Below are 17,772 nucleotides of genomic sequence, written 5' to 3' on the forward strand. Positions count from 1 at the left end.
CTTCAATCGATCCCGTCGGCAGGAGAAACCATCTCATTGGGCAGAATCTCGACACGATTCCGTCCCTGTTTTTTTGCCTGGTAGAGAGCGTCGTCCACCCTTTTGAGCAGCGAAGCCAGATCATCCGACACTTCGAAGTTGGTGACCCCGAAACTTGCCGTCAGTCTGTCTACCTTATCGAAGTGGTGCTCGGCAATGGCCAGCCGCAGCTTTTCAGCGGTATTTTCGGCACCCGGCCCGGCCGTGTGCGGCATCAGCACCATAAATTCCTCCCCTCCCCAGCGCGCCAGGATATCGGTGGCCCGGAGGTTTTGCTGCACCAGTCCGGAAACGGTCCGCAGCACATCGTCGCCGACGTCGTGCCCGAAGTTATCGTTCACCAACTTGAAGTGATCAAGGTCGAACATGGCCAAAGCCAGGGGTGTGCCATATCTTTTGACGCCCGCCACTTTCCGCTCCAGGATCGCGTTGAACTCCCGCCGGTTGGTAATGCCGGTGAGAGCGTCGGTGGTGGCGTAGAGGTGAATTTCCCTCTCATCCCGTTTACGTTGGCTGATCTCCGTCACATAGATGCGGATCAGGTTGACTTCCGACACGAAGGACACACGCAGTTCATAAGTCGCGTCGCCTATCGCGACCTCCTGGATCGCTTCTTCCTGGCGGTTGCCTTGGCGCAAGGCATCGATCCGCGCCGCCGAGCCACTCAGCAAGGGATGCGATACGCCCTGCGCACTCAAGTCGGGGAATACCTGTTCGGCGGCCGGATTGAGGTAGGAGAGCCCACCGGCAGAATCGAGTTCGATCACCGGGTTGGGGGCCAGCCTGGGAAATGAAGCCAGACGAAGAATCTCCTCCTGGGCCTGCTGGCGCTCGACGCCATGTTTGATATTTTGCAGTAAATCGTCCATGTTGTACGGTTTGAGCAGGTAAGAGAACGCCCCCTGGCTGGTCGCCTTGATAGCGGTATCCATGGAGGCATGTCCGGTCAGGACGATCGTCTCCGTCAAAGGTGAGATGGCCTTGATGTGCGCCATGACCTCAAGACCGGACATATCCGGCAGCATCAGATCGACCAGGGCAAGGCTGATACCCCCTTGCTCCATCGCCGCAACAGCCTCGGCGCCAGTGCCCGCGATCACCGTTGCATAGCCCTTGACCTTCAGGATGTCGGCAAGGGTCTTCCGCAGGTTGGGGTCATCATCCACCACCAGGATTTTCCCCTTTGTGATCATGCCATTACTCCGTTTAAGCCAGAGCCAAGCAAGTTTCGCAGTTTCTTGATTCGGATCTCCTCGATCACCCGGAACAGGTCATCCATCTCCAGAGGTTTGTAGAGGCAGGTATAGGCGCCTATGCTGCGCCCCTTTTCGATGGAATCTCCCATCTCCTGACGATAGCCGGTGACCAGCACCACCGGCTTGGTCGGATACCTGGCACGCACCTCCTTGAGCACATCCGTTCCGTTGACCGCTCCCAGCTTGAGGTCAAGAACGATGGCCAGCTTATAGTCATCTGCCAGATGACCCATAACTTTCCCCGGTTCCGCTTCGGTTTCAACCCGGAAGCCCCGCAGGTTAAGGATATCTTTCAAGGTCTTGCAAAAATTCGGATCGTCATCTACCACCAGGATGCTCTCCTCCTTGCGCAGCAGGGAAAGGAAGGAAAGGATCATGGGGAAATTCAAGGGCTTGCTCAAAACAGCATAGGCACCGGCCCGTTTCGCCTCGGCCAGAAGATCGTCCGTGGCGTAGGCGCTGACCAGGATGATGGGCAGACCCGGTGCGATCTCCTGCATTCGCTTCATCGCCGCGACGCCGTTGATGCCCGGCATCTTGATGTCCATCAGTACGCAATCCGGCCGCTCGCGCCCGACCTGCTCCACCCCCTCCTCGCCCGAGTAGGCGGCGGTGGCTTCATGACCCTTGATCTTCAGGATGTCGCAGGTTGTTTTAACGATCCGGAGATCGTCATCCACCACCAGGATTTTCATGGTCTCTCCATATTCTGATTCGCATTGCGAGGTTTTGAATGTCTGTGCATGTTACCCGCCCGGCAGGGTGACGAAAAACCTGCTTCCCGCTCCCGGTTCGCTCTCCATCCCGACGCTGCCGCCATTGGCCTGGGTCAGGTTCTTGACCACCACCAACCCCAGACCAACCCGACGCGCCTTGGTGGTGAACATCGGTTGGAACAGCCGGGCCCGGTGTTCCGGGGTAATGCCGTCGCCACTGTCTGTGATGCTGACCGTCACTGTTTTCGCCTGCGGATCGGCGACCGCACTGATTTCCATGTTACCCCCATCGGGCATGGCCTCCACCGCATTGGTGAGCAGATTCCAGACCACCTGGTGTATCTGTCCGGGATCGACCCGGAGGGCGGGCAAAGCATCTGGAATATCGAGTCGAACAGTGACTGCGGGCGGGACCTCGCAGCGGCGCAGGGTTTGTTCGATCAACTCTGCCACCTCGACCAGTTGCGGATGCGGCGGTTTGGTGCGCACGGCGTCCAGCAGATCGGAAACGATGCGATCCGCATCAGCTATCTCGTCCTTGATGATGCCCAGGTATTCTTTGGTGGTTTCGTCCGCATCGCTCAGGACGGTCTGGAGAAAATAGACGGCGTTGTTCATCACCCCCAGCGGGTTGCGCAGTTCATGGCCCACCGTATCCGCCACCTGGCCGAGCAGGGCCAGCTTCTCCTTGCGCAACAGTTCTTCCTGAACCTCAAGGAGTTGCCGGGTACGCTCCCGGACCTTGATTTCCAGTTCCGCGTTCAGGGTGTCGCTGGCATTTTCCGCGATCTGCCGCCGTTCCACCTCCTTATGCAGTTCACTGAGCAGGGCCGCCAACAGGCCGACAACCAACATGCCGTCCAAGATGGCGGTAACGACCGCGGCACACAGCAGTTCGGCGCTGAAGCGGCCATCCCAGAGAAAATCGATTCCCTCGACGATGATAATCGCAACGACCACTGCTATGACCATGAACAATCCGGCAACCCGTGGAATGCTTAAACCGAGGAGGAACCTGATCAAGCGATTCAGAGGACCGTTTGAACCGAAAAACGAATTTTCAGTCATACTGCATTTCCTCCGGGTAAACCACGGGCAGGACAATGGTGAATGTGCTTCCCAGGCCGGCTTCACTCTGAACCTCAATCGTCCCGCCATTGGCTTGAACCAGGTTTTTCACCACCACCAGCCCCAGACCGATGCCGCGCGCTTTAGTGGTAAAGAGTGGTTGAAACACGTTGGCCAGCACCTCCGGCGGCATACCGCAGCCAGTGTCGCTTACCCTAACGCTCACCGTACCTTCCTGACGGTTTTCTAGCGCCTCGACCGTAAGCACCCCCTCCTCGGATATCGACTCCATCCCATTGCTGATGAGATTGCGAAACACCTGCTGGACCTGCCGGGCATCCACCCGCACCGGGGGCAGCGCCTCCGGAATGTCCAATGCAACGGTAATGGTGGCGGGCAGGGTGAGTGTGCGCAAGGTCTGGTTAATCAATTCTTGAATGCTGATGGCTGCCGAATGCGGCGGCTTGGTGCGCACGGAGTCCAGCAGGTCGGAGACGATACGGTCCGCATCGGCGATCTCGGTTTTGATGATCTCCAGGTATTCCCGGGTGGTTTCATCGGCATCCATCAATACGGTTTGGAGAAAGTAGATTGCGTTGTTCATTACCCCCAGGGGATTACGTAATTCGTGTCCGACACTGCCGGCCACCTGGCCCAGCAGAGCCAGTTTTTCCTTGCGCACCAGTTCCTCCTGGGCATCCAGCAGTTGCTGGGTGCGCTCGCGCACTCTGTCTTCGAGTTCTTCGTTCAATTTGCGGATTTGTTCTTCAACCTGCTTCTGCTCTGTAATATCAAAGATCACGCCATCGATATAAAATGGCGCACCATCCGGTCCGTAAACAGGCATGCCATTTTCTGACATCCAGCGGATGCCGCCGTCCTTATGCTTCAGCCGGTACTCCACCACGAAGGCACTTTTCTCTGCAATCGCGCGCTTGACTTCAGCCCCCACGCCGGGGCGGTCCTCGTCCAGGATCAGCGGCTCGATCGAGCATACCGTGCCGGTTGTCAATTCATCCGCTGCGTAGCCTGTCATTTGAGCTGGCATTGCATTGTAGAACTGCATCCGCCCCTTCTCACGGACGAACACTCGGTAAACCATACCGGGCAGATTCTGCGACAGGGTACGATAGGCGAGTTCGCTTTCAAGCAGTTCTGCTTGCGCCAGCTTGCGCTCGGTGATGTCGCGATCAATGCCGCGGTAACCGCAAAGTTTTCCCTCATCATCTATGACCGGGACGCCGCTGCTTTCAAAGACGATTGGATGGCCATCCTTATGCAAGCGGGTGTTTTCGAGGTTTATCATGGCTTGTTGCGCCGCAGAAAGCGGCGCAAACAGGCTTGCAACCCGTTTAGCCTCTTCGGGCGCCATCAAATCGAAAGGTGTTTTTCCGATTAACTCCGCGGGTTGATAACCGGTGATGGCGTACCCTCTTGGACTCACATAGGTATAGGTTAAGTTTTCATCGACTTCCCAAACCCAGTCCCTGGTGGTTTCCACGATGTTGCGATAGCGATTTTCGCTGTCACGCAATGCCTGCTCCGCCTGCTTGCGCTCGGTGATGTCGCGATCTAGGCCGCGGTAACCACAAAGTTTTCCCTCCGCGTCCATGACGGGAACGCCACTGGTTTCAAGCACGACGAGATGGCCATCTTTATGGATATAGGTGTTTTCCAGGTTTATGATGGCCTGCTGCGACGCGACAAGCGGAGCAAACAGGCTTGCAACCCGTTTAGCCTCCTCGGGTGCCATCAGATCAAAAGGTGTTTTTCCGATCAGCTCTTCGGGCTGGTAACCGATGATAGCGAACGCTCTTGGGCTCACATAGGTATAAACCGCGTTTTCGTCGACTTCCCAAACCCAGTCGAGAGTGGTTTCGATCAGGTTGCGGTAGCGGCTCTCACTGTCACGCAATGTCTGCTCCGCTTGCTTGCGCTCGGTGATATCATGCACTGTTCCCAGCATGCTGATGGGCTGCTCGTCTTTCCCCCGGATTATCTCGGCCTGCTCATGCACATGGCGTAGCGTGCCATCCGGCAGCAGGATGCGGTGCTCTATGCTGTAGGTATGCTGCCGCGCCAAAGCCTCGCGCAGGCTGTCGTCCATCAACTGACGGTCTTGCGGATGCACCGCGTTCAGGAAAGCCTCGTAGTTCGCGTCGAACTGCTGTGGCTCGAGGCCGAAGATACGGTAGATTTCATCTGACCAAATCAGCATGTCATTGACGATATCCCATTCCCAGTTGCCGAGATGGGCTATGCGCTGTGCTTCCGTAAGGCTGGAAGTTCGCCGAGCCACCTCCCGTTCCAGGTGTGCGCGATGCTGTTCCAGCTCTTCCTTGGCCTCCAATAGTTGATGCGTACGCGCCTGGACCTTCAGCTCAAGTTCTTCGTTCAACTGGTGAACTTTTTCCGTGGCGCGCTTCAGATCCGTGATATCGCGAAAATCCCAGACCCTGCCATAGTACCTGCCATCATCGTCGACTATAGGTGAGGAATGCCGGTCAATGATCCTGCCGTCAAGCAACATCAGCTCGTCGTGGCTGGTTTCTTTTTTATGTTCATAAAGGTATTTAATTCTGGCGAGAAATTTATCCGGGTTTTCAACCTGCTCGCAGACTTTTCGAAGTACCGGCTCATCGATCCCGGCCCTGACCATCTCCTCGGAAAGATTCCACATCTGGATGAAATTTTGATTGTAGGAGACAATCCTGGCGTTTTCATTGACCATCAGGATTGCGCTCGGCGAGATCCGTTGCAGGATGGAGAGGACGGTATTTTTGTAGCGCAGCGCCTCCTCGGCCCGTTTGCTCTCGGTGACGTCATGAACGACGCCGACCATTACAGATCTTCCTCCAAGAAGTATGAGGGGCCCCCCACTGACATCGGCATAAAAGACCGATCCGTCCTTACGTTGTACCGGAAGTTCCGGCGCCACCAGGATCTCGCCTTTTGCCTGGCGTGCAAACTGCCGTTGCACTTCGGGACGCGCTGCGACCGGGGAGAGGTCTGCGACATTCAAGCGCATAAACTCCTCCAGCTCGTAGCCCAGCATGTCGCAGATCGCCTTGTTCCCCATGATGACCGCCTGTGATTGAGCGTCCACCACCAGGATTCCGTCCAGGGCGGCATCGAATATGGCCTTGAGCCTGAGCTCAGCCTCTTCCAGGGCTTGGTCCGCCTGCTTGCGCTCGCTAATGTCGCGCACAATGCCCAGGCCATAAAGTTTGTCAAGGGTGACAGCTCCCATGTTGACCTCCACCGGGAAGGTGGAGCCATCCTTGCGCCGGTGGCGGGTTTCAAACCGCGCTTCTCCCGATTCCCGCATCTGCTCCTCGATCTTCTGGAAGCTATCCGTACCGGAATTGGGATCGATATCGTGAACGCTCAGGGCCAGCAGCTCTTCCCGGCTGTAGCCCAGGGCGCGGCAGGCGGTCTCGTTCACATCGAGAAATCGCAGGGTCGTCGGGTCGATCACTTCGATGGCGTCGCTGGAGCTGTCGAGCAATTTGCGAAACAGGCTGAGGTCGTCATTCGCCTTGCGCAGCGCCTCTGCCGCCAGTATGTCCTCGGTGATATCCTGCCACATCCCCACCAGATAATTCGGCGTATCGTCCTCAAGCCTCACCAGTCGCAGGGAATCCCGGATCCACAGGTAATTGCCGTCGGCTTTCCGCCAGCGGTATTCGTAGGTATGCCGACCTTTTTCCAAAAGCAATTCAATCTCGCCCGAGACCCTCTGGAGGTCGTCGGGATGGATGTGTGAGAACCATAAATCACTTTGGGCTAGAAAATCGCCGGCGGTGTAGCCGGTGAAAGAGGCGACGTTCTGGGACATATACTGGACCGCGTAGTCGCCATCCGCACGGCAACGGTAAACCGCGATCGGTAACGAATCCAAAAGGACTGAATGTTGTTCGTTGGCGGAGTGGAGTTCCTGCTCGGCAGCCTTTCGTTCAGCGAGTCCCTTTGCCAACGGCAGGTTTGACCCCTCGGTCTTTAATGATTCTCCAAGGTTATTGATGCCGGCCATGACGTCATCCAGGGCACTGCCATCCCCGGCAAGGGTCCCCCTGGCCGTCAAGTCCCCCGCGGCGAGCTTGCGGATTATCGCGAGTATCTCCGCCAACCTCGAGTCTTCATGATTATTGGACATCTGATTCATTCGAAGTACCCCTTGATGGGTTGCGCGTTTGGCATTCGGGACTTCCCCATGGAATTGAGCGAGAACTCTGTCCCTACCGATGCTTGTCGAATATCTCTTCGAACACCGGAGCGATTTTTTTGAAGGCTTTAAGGCCCGCCGGATCAAAATGTTCCGGCATGGTCCGGCCGTCACCCTCGGTGATAATCTGGAAGGTCTTTTGATGATCAAAGGCCGGTTTATAGGGCCTTTGACTCCGCAGCGCATCATATTGGTCGACGAGCATGACGATCCTGCCCTCCAGGGGGATGTCTTCTCCTTTGAGCCCGCTCGGATAACCACCGCCATCCCAGCGTTCGTGATGGGCAAGGGCGATGGTGGCAGCCATCTGGAGACTGGGATGATTTGATCCCGAGAGTATTCTGTTGCCGATTGCCGCATGAGTCAGCATGATCGCCCACTCTTCAGGGGTAAAAGAACCGGGCTTTAAGAGGATGCGGTCAGGTATGCCGATCTTGCCGATGTCATGCAACGGGCTTGCAAAGGAAATTCGATCTATAAAATCCGCGGGCAGATTCATGGCCTCTGCCATTTTACCGGCATAAAACCCGATCCTCGCAATATGGTCGCCGGTATCCGTATCCCGAAATTCCGCGGCCGCCGTCAGTTTCAGCATCATCTCGGTGCTCAAATCCTTAAGCGCCCTGGTTCTCGCTTGCACCTCCGTTTCCAGCCTCTGATTATGGTTGAGCATGAAGTCTTCAAAATGCTTGATCTTCAGCAGGTTTTTGACGCGAATGAGTAATTCACCCTGATCGATGGGTTTGGAAAGAAAATCATTGGCGAAGAGAGAGAGGCCTTTCAATTTCGAGCCCCTGTCGTGCAGGGCCGTGACCATGATTATCGGGATATTCATGGTTTTCGGGTCTTCTTTTAAAATTCGGCAGGCCTCGTGGCCATCCATAATCGGCATCATGACATCGAGGATGATCAGATCAGGTGGGCTCTCACCGACCTTCTGCACCGCCTCCGCGCCGTTTGAAGCCCAATCGATATCATAGTCCGACACAACCAGCCACTGGGTCAGCAGCCGTCGATTGGCCTCCTCATCGTCGACCAGCAATATTTTCTCTCTCATTTGTCCAAGAGCTCCCTCACCTTCAACAAAAGGCTTTTTGGTGGGTAGGGTTTTTGGATAAAGTCTAAACCGTCCCCCTCCAACTCTTTGTTGGTGACAATATCCACGCCATAGCCGCTGGAGAAGAGAATTTTCATCTTCGGGCTCACCTTGCGGATCGCTTCAAAGACCTCTTTGCCATTTTTCTTCGGCATGATCATGTCAAGCAGAACGAGGCTGATTTGTTGCTTGTTCTCCAGGAATTTTGCGAGCGCCTCTTCGCCATCCACCGCAGTAATTACCCTGTAGTCGAAGGACTCCAGCACCATCCTTGCTAAATCCCTCAGAGCTTCATCATCTTCGGCCAGCAGGACAGTCTCATGCCCGCCCTTGACTGACACGTTACCCTCCGGTTTCTGGTCGAGGACCGCTTCATTACAGAGGGGTAGATATATTTTGAAAGTCGTCCCTTCGCCCGGCTCACTGTAGACCTTTATATAGCCGTTATGCTGTTTGATTATCCCATAGCAAATAGCGAGACCGAGCCCGGTCCCTTCTCCGACTCTTTTGGTGGTAAAAAAAGGCTCGAATATCTTCTGTTGCGTTTCCACATCCATTCCCTGCCCGGTATCAGCAACCGTAATCAGCGCATATCTTCCGGGCCGGCCATATCCGCAGGCGGCAACATATTCTTCATTCATCTCCTCAAGGCCGGTGGTGAGGATCAGCCGACCGCCTTCGGGCATGACGTCCTTGGCATTGGAGACGAGGTTGATCAGCACCTGCTCGATCTGCCCGGTATCAGCCGACGCGATCAAGGGCGTGTCCGTAAAATCCAAATGAAAGTCAATATTCGCCGGAATAATCCGGACCAGCATTTTTTGCAGGTTCAGGATAAGTCCGTTGATATTAACGGCCGTCTTTTCAGCCACACTTTTTCGGCTGAAGACCAGCAGCCTTTTGGTGAGATTCGCAGCACGGTCGGCAGCAACAAGCACCTCGGACATATGTTCTCGTGCTGGGCTGTCGGCCGCCAGGGTTGCCAGGACCATGTCGCCATATCCCATGATGACATTGAGGATATTATTAAAATCATGGGCGATTCCTCCGGCCAGTGTGCCGACGGCCTCCATCTTCTGGGAGTGAAGGAGTTGAGCTTGAAGTTTTTTTCGTTCACTCACGTCGCGAATATTACATTGGGCCAGCTTGGCCCGATCAACCATATAGATGTCGGTGTAGATTTGTTCCCCACTCTTGGTTTTCAACGGAACATCTTCGTAATTTAAGATGCCCTCCCTGTCTAAATCCTGCATTGTGGCGGAAAAATGGCGTGAGTCGATCGATACTCCGAGATCCCGGAGTTTTTTCCCCAGACACTCCGCTTCGGAATACCCCAACATTTTCTCGAGGGCCGGATTGGCGTGAGCGACATGCCCTTCCTTTTTTTCAAGGAGCACAATCCCGTCACTGGCCGTCTCAAAAAGTCTGCGGTACCGAAGTTCGGATTCTTCCAACTGGTCTTCCAGACGACTACGCTCGGTGATGTCCTCAATGGCCAGCAGGATGACCCGCTCTTTGCCCCAGGCTTGTTCAATCTGCCGGGCATTCAGCAACATAATTCGCCTGCCAATGGTGGCGAAATCATGTGCGACCTCATAGTCATCAAAAGCGGATTTTTCGGGGAGGATGTTTTCCAGCAATTCCCGCAGCTTGGGGATATCCCACTGCTTGTTGCCCAGGTCATAGATGAGCTGCCCTACGGTCTCCTCCGGCTTGACCCTGAAAAATTCGTAGAAGGAGCGGTTGACGGTGACCACCCTGAGATCCTGGTCTAAAGAAATTAAAGGTTCGCGGACCGTGTTGATGACGCTGTCCGCGAATTCATGAGCGGCATCGGCGATCTTTTTAACGACCTCCAGTTCTTTTCGGGTCTTTTCAAGGCCGGCCTCTATCGCCTTGCGCTCGGTGATGTCCTCGATGGCCAGCAGGATGATCCGCTCCTTGCCCATTACTTGTTCAATCTGCCGGGCATTCAAGAGCATAATCCGCTTGCCGATGGTCGCAAAATCGTGTTCGACCTCATAGCCATCAAAGCTGGTGTGCTGGGGAAGAATGTTCTCCAGCAGTTCCCGCAGCCTGGGGATATCCCACTGTTTATTGCCCAGATCGTAGATCAGCTCTCCGACGGTCTCCTCCGGCTTGACCTTGAAAAAATCGTAGAAAGAGCGGTTGACGTTGACCACCCTGAGATCTTGATCCAGAGCGATCAAAGGTTCACGCACGGTATTGATGATGTTCTCGGCAAATTCCAGTGATTGCCGCAGGTGCTTTTCCATGATCATAATTCCCCTCAAGTTGAAAGCATCGAACAGTTGTTCATCGATACAGCTCTGTTGCGAACACTAACCTCTCATGACGCATTTTCAATCACCGGGATACTGACCGAAAAGAAACCATGAAGTGGGCGCGTCTACACATTTCACTTAATGAAAAGAGTAGACGCGCCCCCTAAGTTTTCCAGGTAGATACGCTGCTCAGTTGGCCCCGCCACCCAGCAATGTAAACAGCAACAGCAGGATGAGGGTCTGAATGATCCAGCCGATGGCGCACACGCCCACCGCTCGCAGGGTGCTGGTGTAATCCAGCGCCTGCCGAACCGCGACGACCATGGTTACCAGCATCCAGATGGACGCCAGGGCAAAAATGATCGGGCCCAGCCCCGGGATGATCCCCAGCACCCGAATCAGTCCGGGAGAGCTCGAGAATCCGGTGGTGCGCAACAATTGACCGAGATCAGCTTCGGTTTGCGGTTCGGCCAGAAATCGGGTGCCGATGAAGTAGGTGAGCCAGGCCCAGAGGTACCAGCTGCCAAGAGCGGCGAGGGTCCCGATCAGCATCCCGCCAAGCGCGTGGTTGGCGACGCTTCCGACCCCGGCCGCCAGACTGGAAAGAATAACCACCCCCATCGCCTGAGGCATCGCGCCCTGATCGGCTTCGACCTCTTCATAAAAGGGGACGTCCAGTTTTGCCGCACGTACCATCCGCATCATAAAAGGGTTCATCATTGCTCCTTCGGTTGGTTGGAGATCCCGCTGGTACAGACCTGGACCCTGTCACACCCAGGGACTTAAAGCAACGTGGTCGCCTGGCCCGGTCATATTGGCCGCAAGCGCTGGCCAGGGCAGGCTCTGGTCGATAATCAGCCATGCCGTTCTGAGCCCCTTGACGCCTTCGCTTTATCCGGACAGACACCAGGCGCCACGGCCGGAATTTTTGACCGCATACATGGCGTCATCGGCGGCCCTTAACAGTCCCTCGCGTGTCTGGCCATGGTCCGGATAAAGGGCGATGCCGATGGATGTGCCGATCTGGGCGGTACCGGAGGCCAGGATAAATGGCGTGGCCAGCCGCGCGATAATCTGGTCTGCGATGTCGCAGGCGGCGACAACGTCAACTATATCACGCAGCAGGACAACAAACTCGTCGCCACCCAGGCGGGCGACGATATCGGTCTGGCGTACCGTCTCGCTGAGGCAGGCCGCGACCTTCTTCAACAACTCGTCACCGGCGTCATGACCCAGGGTATCGTTCACCTCTTTAAAGCTGTCGAGATCAAGAAACAGCAGGGCAAAGCGTTGTTTTTTCTGTGCCGCACGGTCCAGGGTCTGCTGCGCCTGTTCATTGAAATTAAGCCGGTTGGGCAGGCCGGTCAGGGCGTCCTGCAAGGCCATGATGCGGATTCGTTCCTCGGCGCGTTTGCGTTCGGTCATGTCGATGTAGATCGAGACGAAACCGCCATTGGGCAATGGCATGCCGCGGATCTCAAGCACCATACCATTGGGGCGAACACGTTCAAATTTGTGCGGTTGAAAGTTACGCGCACGGGCGACGATGTCCGCGACCTGCTGTTCGGGGTCTCCCGGGCCGTATTCGCCGCGTCCCACGTTAAAACGCGCGAGATCTTCAAAGTGGAGGTCGGGCTTGTTCAACAGGGAGTCGGGTAAGTCCAGCAGCACCTTGAGCTGATCGTTATGGGCCGCCAGGTGCAGATCGGCGTCAAACAGCGAAACGGCGCCGGGGAAATTATCGATAATGGTCGAAAGGATATTGTTCTGCTGCTGCAACTGCTCTTCGGTCTGCTTTTGTCCGGTAATGTCGGTGTAGGTGGTGACAAACCCGGAGACATCGTCGCCGATGCCGAACGGGTAGCCTTCGACAAGCAGAACCCGACCGTCGCTGGCGTGCCGTTCGAAACGGTGTGGTTCGAAGCGGCGGGCAAGCTCGGCGCGCTGTCGTACCAGCTCCTCGGGATCACCTGGGCCATATTCACCGCGGCGGGCGGGATAGCTGATCAGATCCTCGAAGCGCACGAATTTGTAGACCGCCCCCCGCGGGAGGCCGAGAATGCTGTAGATCTGGTCGTTCCAGAACATCAGGCGCAGATCACGATCAAAAACCGTAACCCCCAGGTGCAGGCTGTCGAGCAGGGCGTTGAGTTGGTTGATGACGTCCTCGCGTTCGTCCTCGGCCCGTTTCTCGCGGCTGATGTCGTGAAAGGTGCCACCATATTGGACATCCGGTCCCTCGGCGTTGAGCCGCGCGCCACGCATCAGAATGCTGGTTTTGCCCTCACCGCCAGATTTGAGCCGCAGCTCATGATTCAGTGGCAACCCCTCGGCCACGGCGGTCTCGAGAGCCTCCAGAAAGCGCTTGCGGTCGCCAGCGGCGAGGACCGTGGTCCAGGTGTCGGGAGACAGGTTTTGACTGCCGGCAATCGACTCCAGCAGGTTCAGCGACAGGGGGGGTAACCAGAAGCTGGCCGCCGCCGGGTCATACTCCCAATAGCCGACCCGCCCGACCCGTTGCATCACCTCAAGTTGCCGCCGCTCTGTACCGTCTCCGTTATTCGTCATAGGGGTTTCGCTCCTTTTGACTTGCATCACATGCCCGGCAAGATTGTTCGCCGACAAAAAAGCCAGGCCCGCTTTATTTCAGAAGGGTAAGACAACCCGTGGCAGAGAGGAGGTGAGGCGGGAAAAGACTCAAAGGGCTGACCAGCGGCACGGGCTTTAAGTTGGAGTCAGCCTTGTTTGATCGGTATGCTCGGGGTCTGACTAAGAGAATACCCTGAGATCGTTATGCAATGACATGATTCTAATCTCGAAAATTGGCTCAGGGGCCAATCCCCTTCGCTCAATCCTTCAACGTCTTTCGCCGCATGAGACCATCGAGGCTCCATATTCATGCCTTTACCTGTGGGGGTACCAACCTCCATCCTATTGTTTTGGTGTTTGATCAACGATCTGGTCATTTTGGTCCTTCAAGTACATTTCGTTATAAGGGCCAGCCGGCAAGCTCGTAATCAAGCGACTATTGGCGACGCGTGCATATCTGACATAGTCTGCCGAAGCCGTATTAACCGCCGTCGCAATCGCGCTGGCAATCAATCCGGCTAATCCACCGCCCTGGTTGCCGCCGCTGAGATCAACCACGACTGTGCCGGTATAGCTCCATAACTTTGCCAAAGTCCTGGTTGAAACAATTTCAGCTTCAATAGATACGGTCAAATTCGATGCAATGACCAAATAGGCGACATCCCATTTTTTAATATGGGTGTACAAAACAGCATCGGCGCCGAAGTATTCATAGAACTTGTCCAAAGGCAATTGATAGAGCAACTCGGTATCGTACACACCTTCCTGCTTCATGATGTCACTCACCATTTCAACCGGGAAGACATAGTAGCCGCTCAGCGCAAACGGCATCTCAACGGTCGTCATATAATAGGCCTTGGCCTCAGCATCGGTACTTTCGTTCATGGGGGGAAGCACCAGCAGCGAACGGGGTTGCTCCACGTACATTTGCGGAAATTTCTCCGCTTTGCTGACAAGAGTGCGCGGCGGCGCACAGCCGGTCGTCAAGCCCGCAAATATCAGGAGCAGAGGTATGAGTGTCCGTTTAAAACCGATCATTTTTTTGCCCCCTCCGCCAGTTTGACTTTCGCGATCATACGCTCCATGAAATGGGTCGCTTCCGGGTAGACGGCCTTCTCGCGTTCAAAGTTGCTGAGCGCTTTTTGCGCGTTGCCAGCCTTGAGATACATGTAGCCTAGATTGGCGTACATTCCGGGTGGGACGCGGCCGGACCGGCTCTTATCTGCCTTTTCTATGGCCTTTTCCATGGACTCCGTAAGCTTTAACCGGTTCTCCTCATTATCGGTTTTCGCTTGTCTGTAGTAACTCTCACTGTAATCTCCATAGACATACAGAGGCGCTGGCTTGGCGCAAGCGCTCAGGGTCACAACAACGATAACTGCGATTAACCCTCTGCGAAGAGATTCACTGAGCATCATTCCACTCCGATCTCTTTAGCGACGCCATCACTGATGGAGACAAGCCGCTCAACGATCAGCGTTCCACCACGATAGATCCGCACCATGTAGGTGCCTGGCGCGACCCGGTACTGGTTATCTCTGCCCGGCTTGACGCTGAATTTTTCACCCCCGTCGATGGAGACCGCGACTCCATCGGTGTTACCCGAGAAATAGAGATAGGCCACCCGTTCACCCGTTACTACCCCTTCCTTGTAACCACAGCCGGCAAAAAACAGCAGCGAAATCAGCCCAATGACAAGAAAAGTTCGCATCAGTTGACCTCCTTGACCTTGATGAACAGGCTCGAAAAATCTTTACTCTCGATGTAGGCGGCAAGGGAACCATGGGAAACTTTCGCCAGGGAGACCTCGGTGTCGGGCGTATCGCCGAGGGTAGAAGCAATGGTAATTTCGGCGACCTTTTTGCCTGGCAGCGTCAGCATGGTATTGGTCTGGGGATTCTTTATCTTTTTACCTTCCTGCAAAACATCAAAGGTATCGCCCACCTTGATATTTTGACTCGCCCCGCCGGAGGTGATGATCATCCCGTCATCGTAGCCCAGGATGTAGCCACGCCAGGGTTTGTCGAGCATGTTTTCGATGATGTTGGAGGCCAGATCGGAGATCGCCGCCTCGATCGCCTTGTCATTCAGCTGGCCGTCATAGCCGCTCTTGCTGCCAACGCCCATCATCGAGCCGGCCTCGCTGTAGGCCGTCCCTTTCCCCTCTTCCGAATAGATAATCTGACCGCTGCTGACATCAACGATGCGGATATGGACCTTGGCGAAGGCTTCCTGTTTCTTTACGCGACTGAAGATACCGACATCGCTGACCTCTTTTCGACCAAACTCAGTGATCGAGCCAAGAATAAGGTAGTCGGCGGCATTCTTCAGCTTCGAAGCTCCCCCGAGCGCCAACTCTTTCTGAATTGTTGCCAGATCTGCGCGTTCAAGCATGATAAATTTACCGGTTTCAAACAGTTTTGCCGACAGGATATCCATCGCCTGTTTACCGATGCGATCGTTTTTTTCGTCAAGAAAAAAACTTTGCCCATATCTAGTTTCATTGGAAAAGCGGCCGATGGCAACCTTCCTCTTTAACCCGGCAGGTTCATTCTTTTTTGCGACCTGGAGAGTCTTGCTGATCTTGGGCGCCACCGAGACCGGGGTAGCGTGCGTTTGCTGCTCCGTCATGGTTGCGCAGCCGGAAAGAATGAGAAGAATACCGCTGATAAGACTGGAGAGTTTGAGTATCATTGCGCCTCCTTGACTATGCAGTGCTGATGACCCGCGAGATAGGAGCTGAGTCTTCGAAGTATGGCGCATCCGGTGTGCTTTGCAAGGGGCGGGACTTGTTTATTTGGTGGGCAAAAACCCCAGAGGGCCGGTCCTTTTATCCCGGGTTTCGCAGCGCAGGATAATGACGACGTTCTTCACCATGGATGTTCCTGAGAGAAAGGGTCATTGAGCTGCAGATAAAGACCAATGCGATCGGCAAAGGCAACGAGGATGGCAGCCTTTTTGAAGTGTTTTTCATCCCTTGAAGCGCAAGTCCGAGTACCTGACTCTTTTACTCACCAACACCCATTTTTAACCACTGCCAAGAAAACATGCACAAATAATCATCAGCTCCTCCCCAGTCTCCTATTTACCCCTCAACCCGCAAAGTCGCATCAGCTGGTTATTTGAAGTCAAAAATCGATTATTGGCACAACCCCTGCTCTAAGAATCGGCGTACCACGAATCACGATGTAGTGACTCATCCAGAAATGGCAAAGACGCCCGAAGGTCCCTTACCCGGCCTTTGGGCTTTTTATTTTGGCGCACCGCACCGCGCCTCTTCGGCACTGAAGCCCATCCTTCGCATCTGTATGTGAAAGATGGGCTTTGTTGTTTCAACATCCAGGTTGCACGTCAGGCCACAACCGCAAGGCAGTGAAAGACACATCAACGGAGATGCCGCCGGTGATCTGCTGCGGACCAGGCCCTAACCAGAATGGCAGTTGCCATTCGATATTCAAGGAGAACAAAAGTCATGGCAGAGAAAAAGCTTCGTCAAATCGCAATCTATGGCAAGGGCGGCATCGGTAAATCAACCACGACCCAGAACACTGTGGCCGGCCTCGCCTCCCTCGGTAAAAGAATTCTGATCATCGGCTGTGACCCCAAGGCCGACTCCACCCGCCTGATCCTGCATGCCAAGGCGCAGGACACGGTAATGGACAAGGTCCGCGAGCTTGGCACCGTCGAGGACCTGGAGCTGGATGATGTCTGCAAGCGTGGTTACGGCGACGTCATGTGCGTCGAATCGGGTGGTCCCGAGCCGGGCGTCGGTTGTGCCGGGCGCGGGGTTATCACCGCCATCAACTTCCTCGAAGAAGAGGGCGCTTACACCCCTGATCTCGATTACGTCTTTTACGACGTTCTCGGTGACGTTGTCTGCGGTGGTTTCGCCATGCCGATTCGCGAGAACAAGGCGCAGGAGATCTACATCGTAGTCTCCGGCGAGATGATGGCGATGTACGCCGCCAACAACATCTGTAAAGGGATCGTCAAGTACGCGGCCTCGGGCAGCGTGCGTCTGGCCGGTCTGATCTGTAACAGCCGCGAAACCGACCGCGAGGCCGACCTGATCGAAGCTTTGGCAGCGCGCCTCGGGACCCAGATGATCCACTTTGTGCCACGTGACAATCAGGTTCAACGCGCCGAGCTGCGCCGCATGACGGTCATCGAATATTCCCCGGAGCACAAGCAGGCCGAAGAGTATCGTCACCTGGCGCGCAAGATCGCCGACAACAAGATGTTCGTCGTGCCGACCCCGCTCGAGATGGAAGACCTCGAAGAGCTGCTGATGGAGTTCGGCATTATGGAAGCCGAGGACGAGTCGATCATCGGTGTGGCCGAGTCCGCTTAAGCGGACTTAAGCGGCGGACGATTTGGCCCCGACTCGGCGTTGCTTCGGCAAGCCGCAGGCTCGGAGTAGCTTCCGCTACACCTCGCCCGCGACTTACCGGCGCGCCTTGATTCGAGACCAACTTATCCGCCTTACCTTAAGTGGTTG

At 55.3% G+C, this 17,772-nt stretch carries 13 protein-coding genes; 1 reads left to right on the top strand and 12 read right to left on the bottom strand.

The features are described from left to right. Positions 1-2 precede the first annotated feature (2 nt). The 12 genes from D888_RS0117515 to D888_RS0117570 all read right to left on the bottom strand — a co-directional run bounded on the left by D888_RS0117515 (position 3) and on the right by D888_RS0117570 (position 15,968). A complete protein-coding gene (locus D888_RS0117515) occupies positions 3-1,232 on the bottom strand; it encodes a GGDEF domain-containing response regulator (protein ID WP_020677878.1) in 1,230 nt (409 codons plus the stop codon). Further along, positions 1,229-1,990, bottom strand: a complete 762-nt coding sequence (locus tag D888_RS0117520; RefSeq protein WP_020677879.1) for a response regulator — start codon at positions 1,988-1,990, stop codon at positions 1,229-1,231. The genes D888_RS0117515 and D888_RS0117520 overlap by 4 nt, the downstream gene beginning before the upstream one ends. Before the next feature lie 51 nt (positions 1,991-2,041). Further along, positions 2,042-3,079, bottom strand: coding sequence for a two-component system sensor histidine kinase NtrB (locus D888_RS23400; protein WP_020677880.1), 1,038 nt, complete (start codon positions 3,077-3,079; stop codon positions 2,042-2,044). Beyond that, on the bottom strand, positions 3,072-7,244 hold the full coding sequence (locus D888_RS0117530) for a PAS domain S-box protein (RefSeq protein WP_020677881.1): 4,173 nt from the start codon (positions 7,242-7,244) through the stop codon (positions 3,072-3,074). Before D888_RS0117530 ends, D888_RS23400 begins: the two co-directional genes overlap by 8 nt. A 73-nt stretch (positions 7,245-7,317) precedes the next feature. Continuing rightward, complete coding sequence (locus tag D888_RS0117535) at positions 7,318-8,361, bottom strand: response regulator (RefSeq protein ID WP_020677882.1); 1,044 nt, start codon at positions 8,359-8,361, stop codon at positions 7,318-7,320. Next, entirely contained in the window at positions 8,358-10,676 is a 2,319-nt protein-coding gene (locus D888_RS0117540) for a hybrid sensor histidine kinase/response regulator (RefSeq protein ID WP_211215677.1), read from the bottom strand. The genes D888_RS0117535 and D888_RS0117540 overlap by 4 nt, the downstream gene beginning before the upstream one ends. A gap of 198 nt (positions 10,677-10,874) precedes the next feature. Then, positions 10,875-11,405, bottom strand: a complete 531-nt coding sequence (locus tag D888_RS0117545; RefSeq protein ID WP_211215678.1) for a YIP1 family protein — start codon at positions 11,403-11,405, stop codon at positions 10,875-10,877. A 171-nt stretch (positions 11,406-11,576) separates the two neighbouring features. Beyond that, entirely contained in the window at positions 11,577-13,253 is a 1,677-nt protein-coding gene (locus tag D888_RS22205) for a PAS-domain containing protein (protein WP_020677885.1), read from the bottom strand. 363 nt (positions 13,254-13,616) lie between these two features. Next, entirely contained in the window at positions 13,617-14,312 is a 696-nt protein-coding gene (locus tag D888_RS0117555) for a DUF799 domain-containing protein (RefSeq protein WP_020677886.1), read from the bottom strand. Beyond that, a complete protein-coding gene (locus tag D888_RS0117560) occupies positions 14,309-14,692 on the bottom strand; it encodes a DUF4810 domain-containing protein (RefSeq protein ID WP_020677887.1) in 384 nt (127 codons plus the stop codon). Before D888_RS0117560 ends, D888_RS0117555 begins: the two co-directional genes overlap by 4 nt. Further along, positions 14,689-14,985, bottom strand: coding sequence for a hypothetical protein (locus tag D888_RS0117565; RefSeq protein WP_020677888.1), 297 nt, complete (start codon positions 14,983-14,985; stop codon positions 14,689-14,691). Before D888_RS0117565 ends, D888_RS0117560 begins: the two co-directional genes overlap by 4 nt. Next, complete coding sequence (locus D888_RS0117570) at positions 14,985-15,968, bottom strand: CsgG/HfaB family protein (RefSeq protein WP_020677889.1); 984 nt, start codon at positions 15,966-15,968, stop codon at positions 14,985-14,987. Before D888_RS0117570 ends, D888_RS0117565 begins: the two co-directional genes overlap by 1 nt. Positions 15,969-16,746: 778 nt before the next feature. Between D888_RS0117570 and nifH the strand changes: the two genes are divergently transcribed. Next, entirely contained in the window at positions 16,747-17,625 is an 879-nt protein-coding gene (gene nifH / locus D888_RS0117585; RefSeq protein WP_020677891.1) for a nitrogenase iron protein, read from the top strand. The last annotated feature ends 147 nt before the right edge of the window (positions 17,626-17,772 follow it).

The organism is Geopsychrobacter electrodiphilus DSM 16401, from assembly GCF_000384395.1.
In the GTDB taxonomy this organism is placed as follows: Bacteria; Desulfobacterota; Desulfuromonadia; order Desulfuromonadales; family Geopsychrobacteraceae; genus Geopsychrobacter; species Geopsychrobacter electrodiphilus.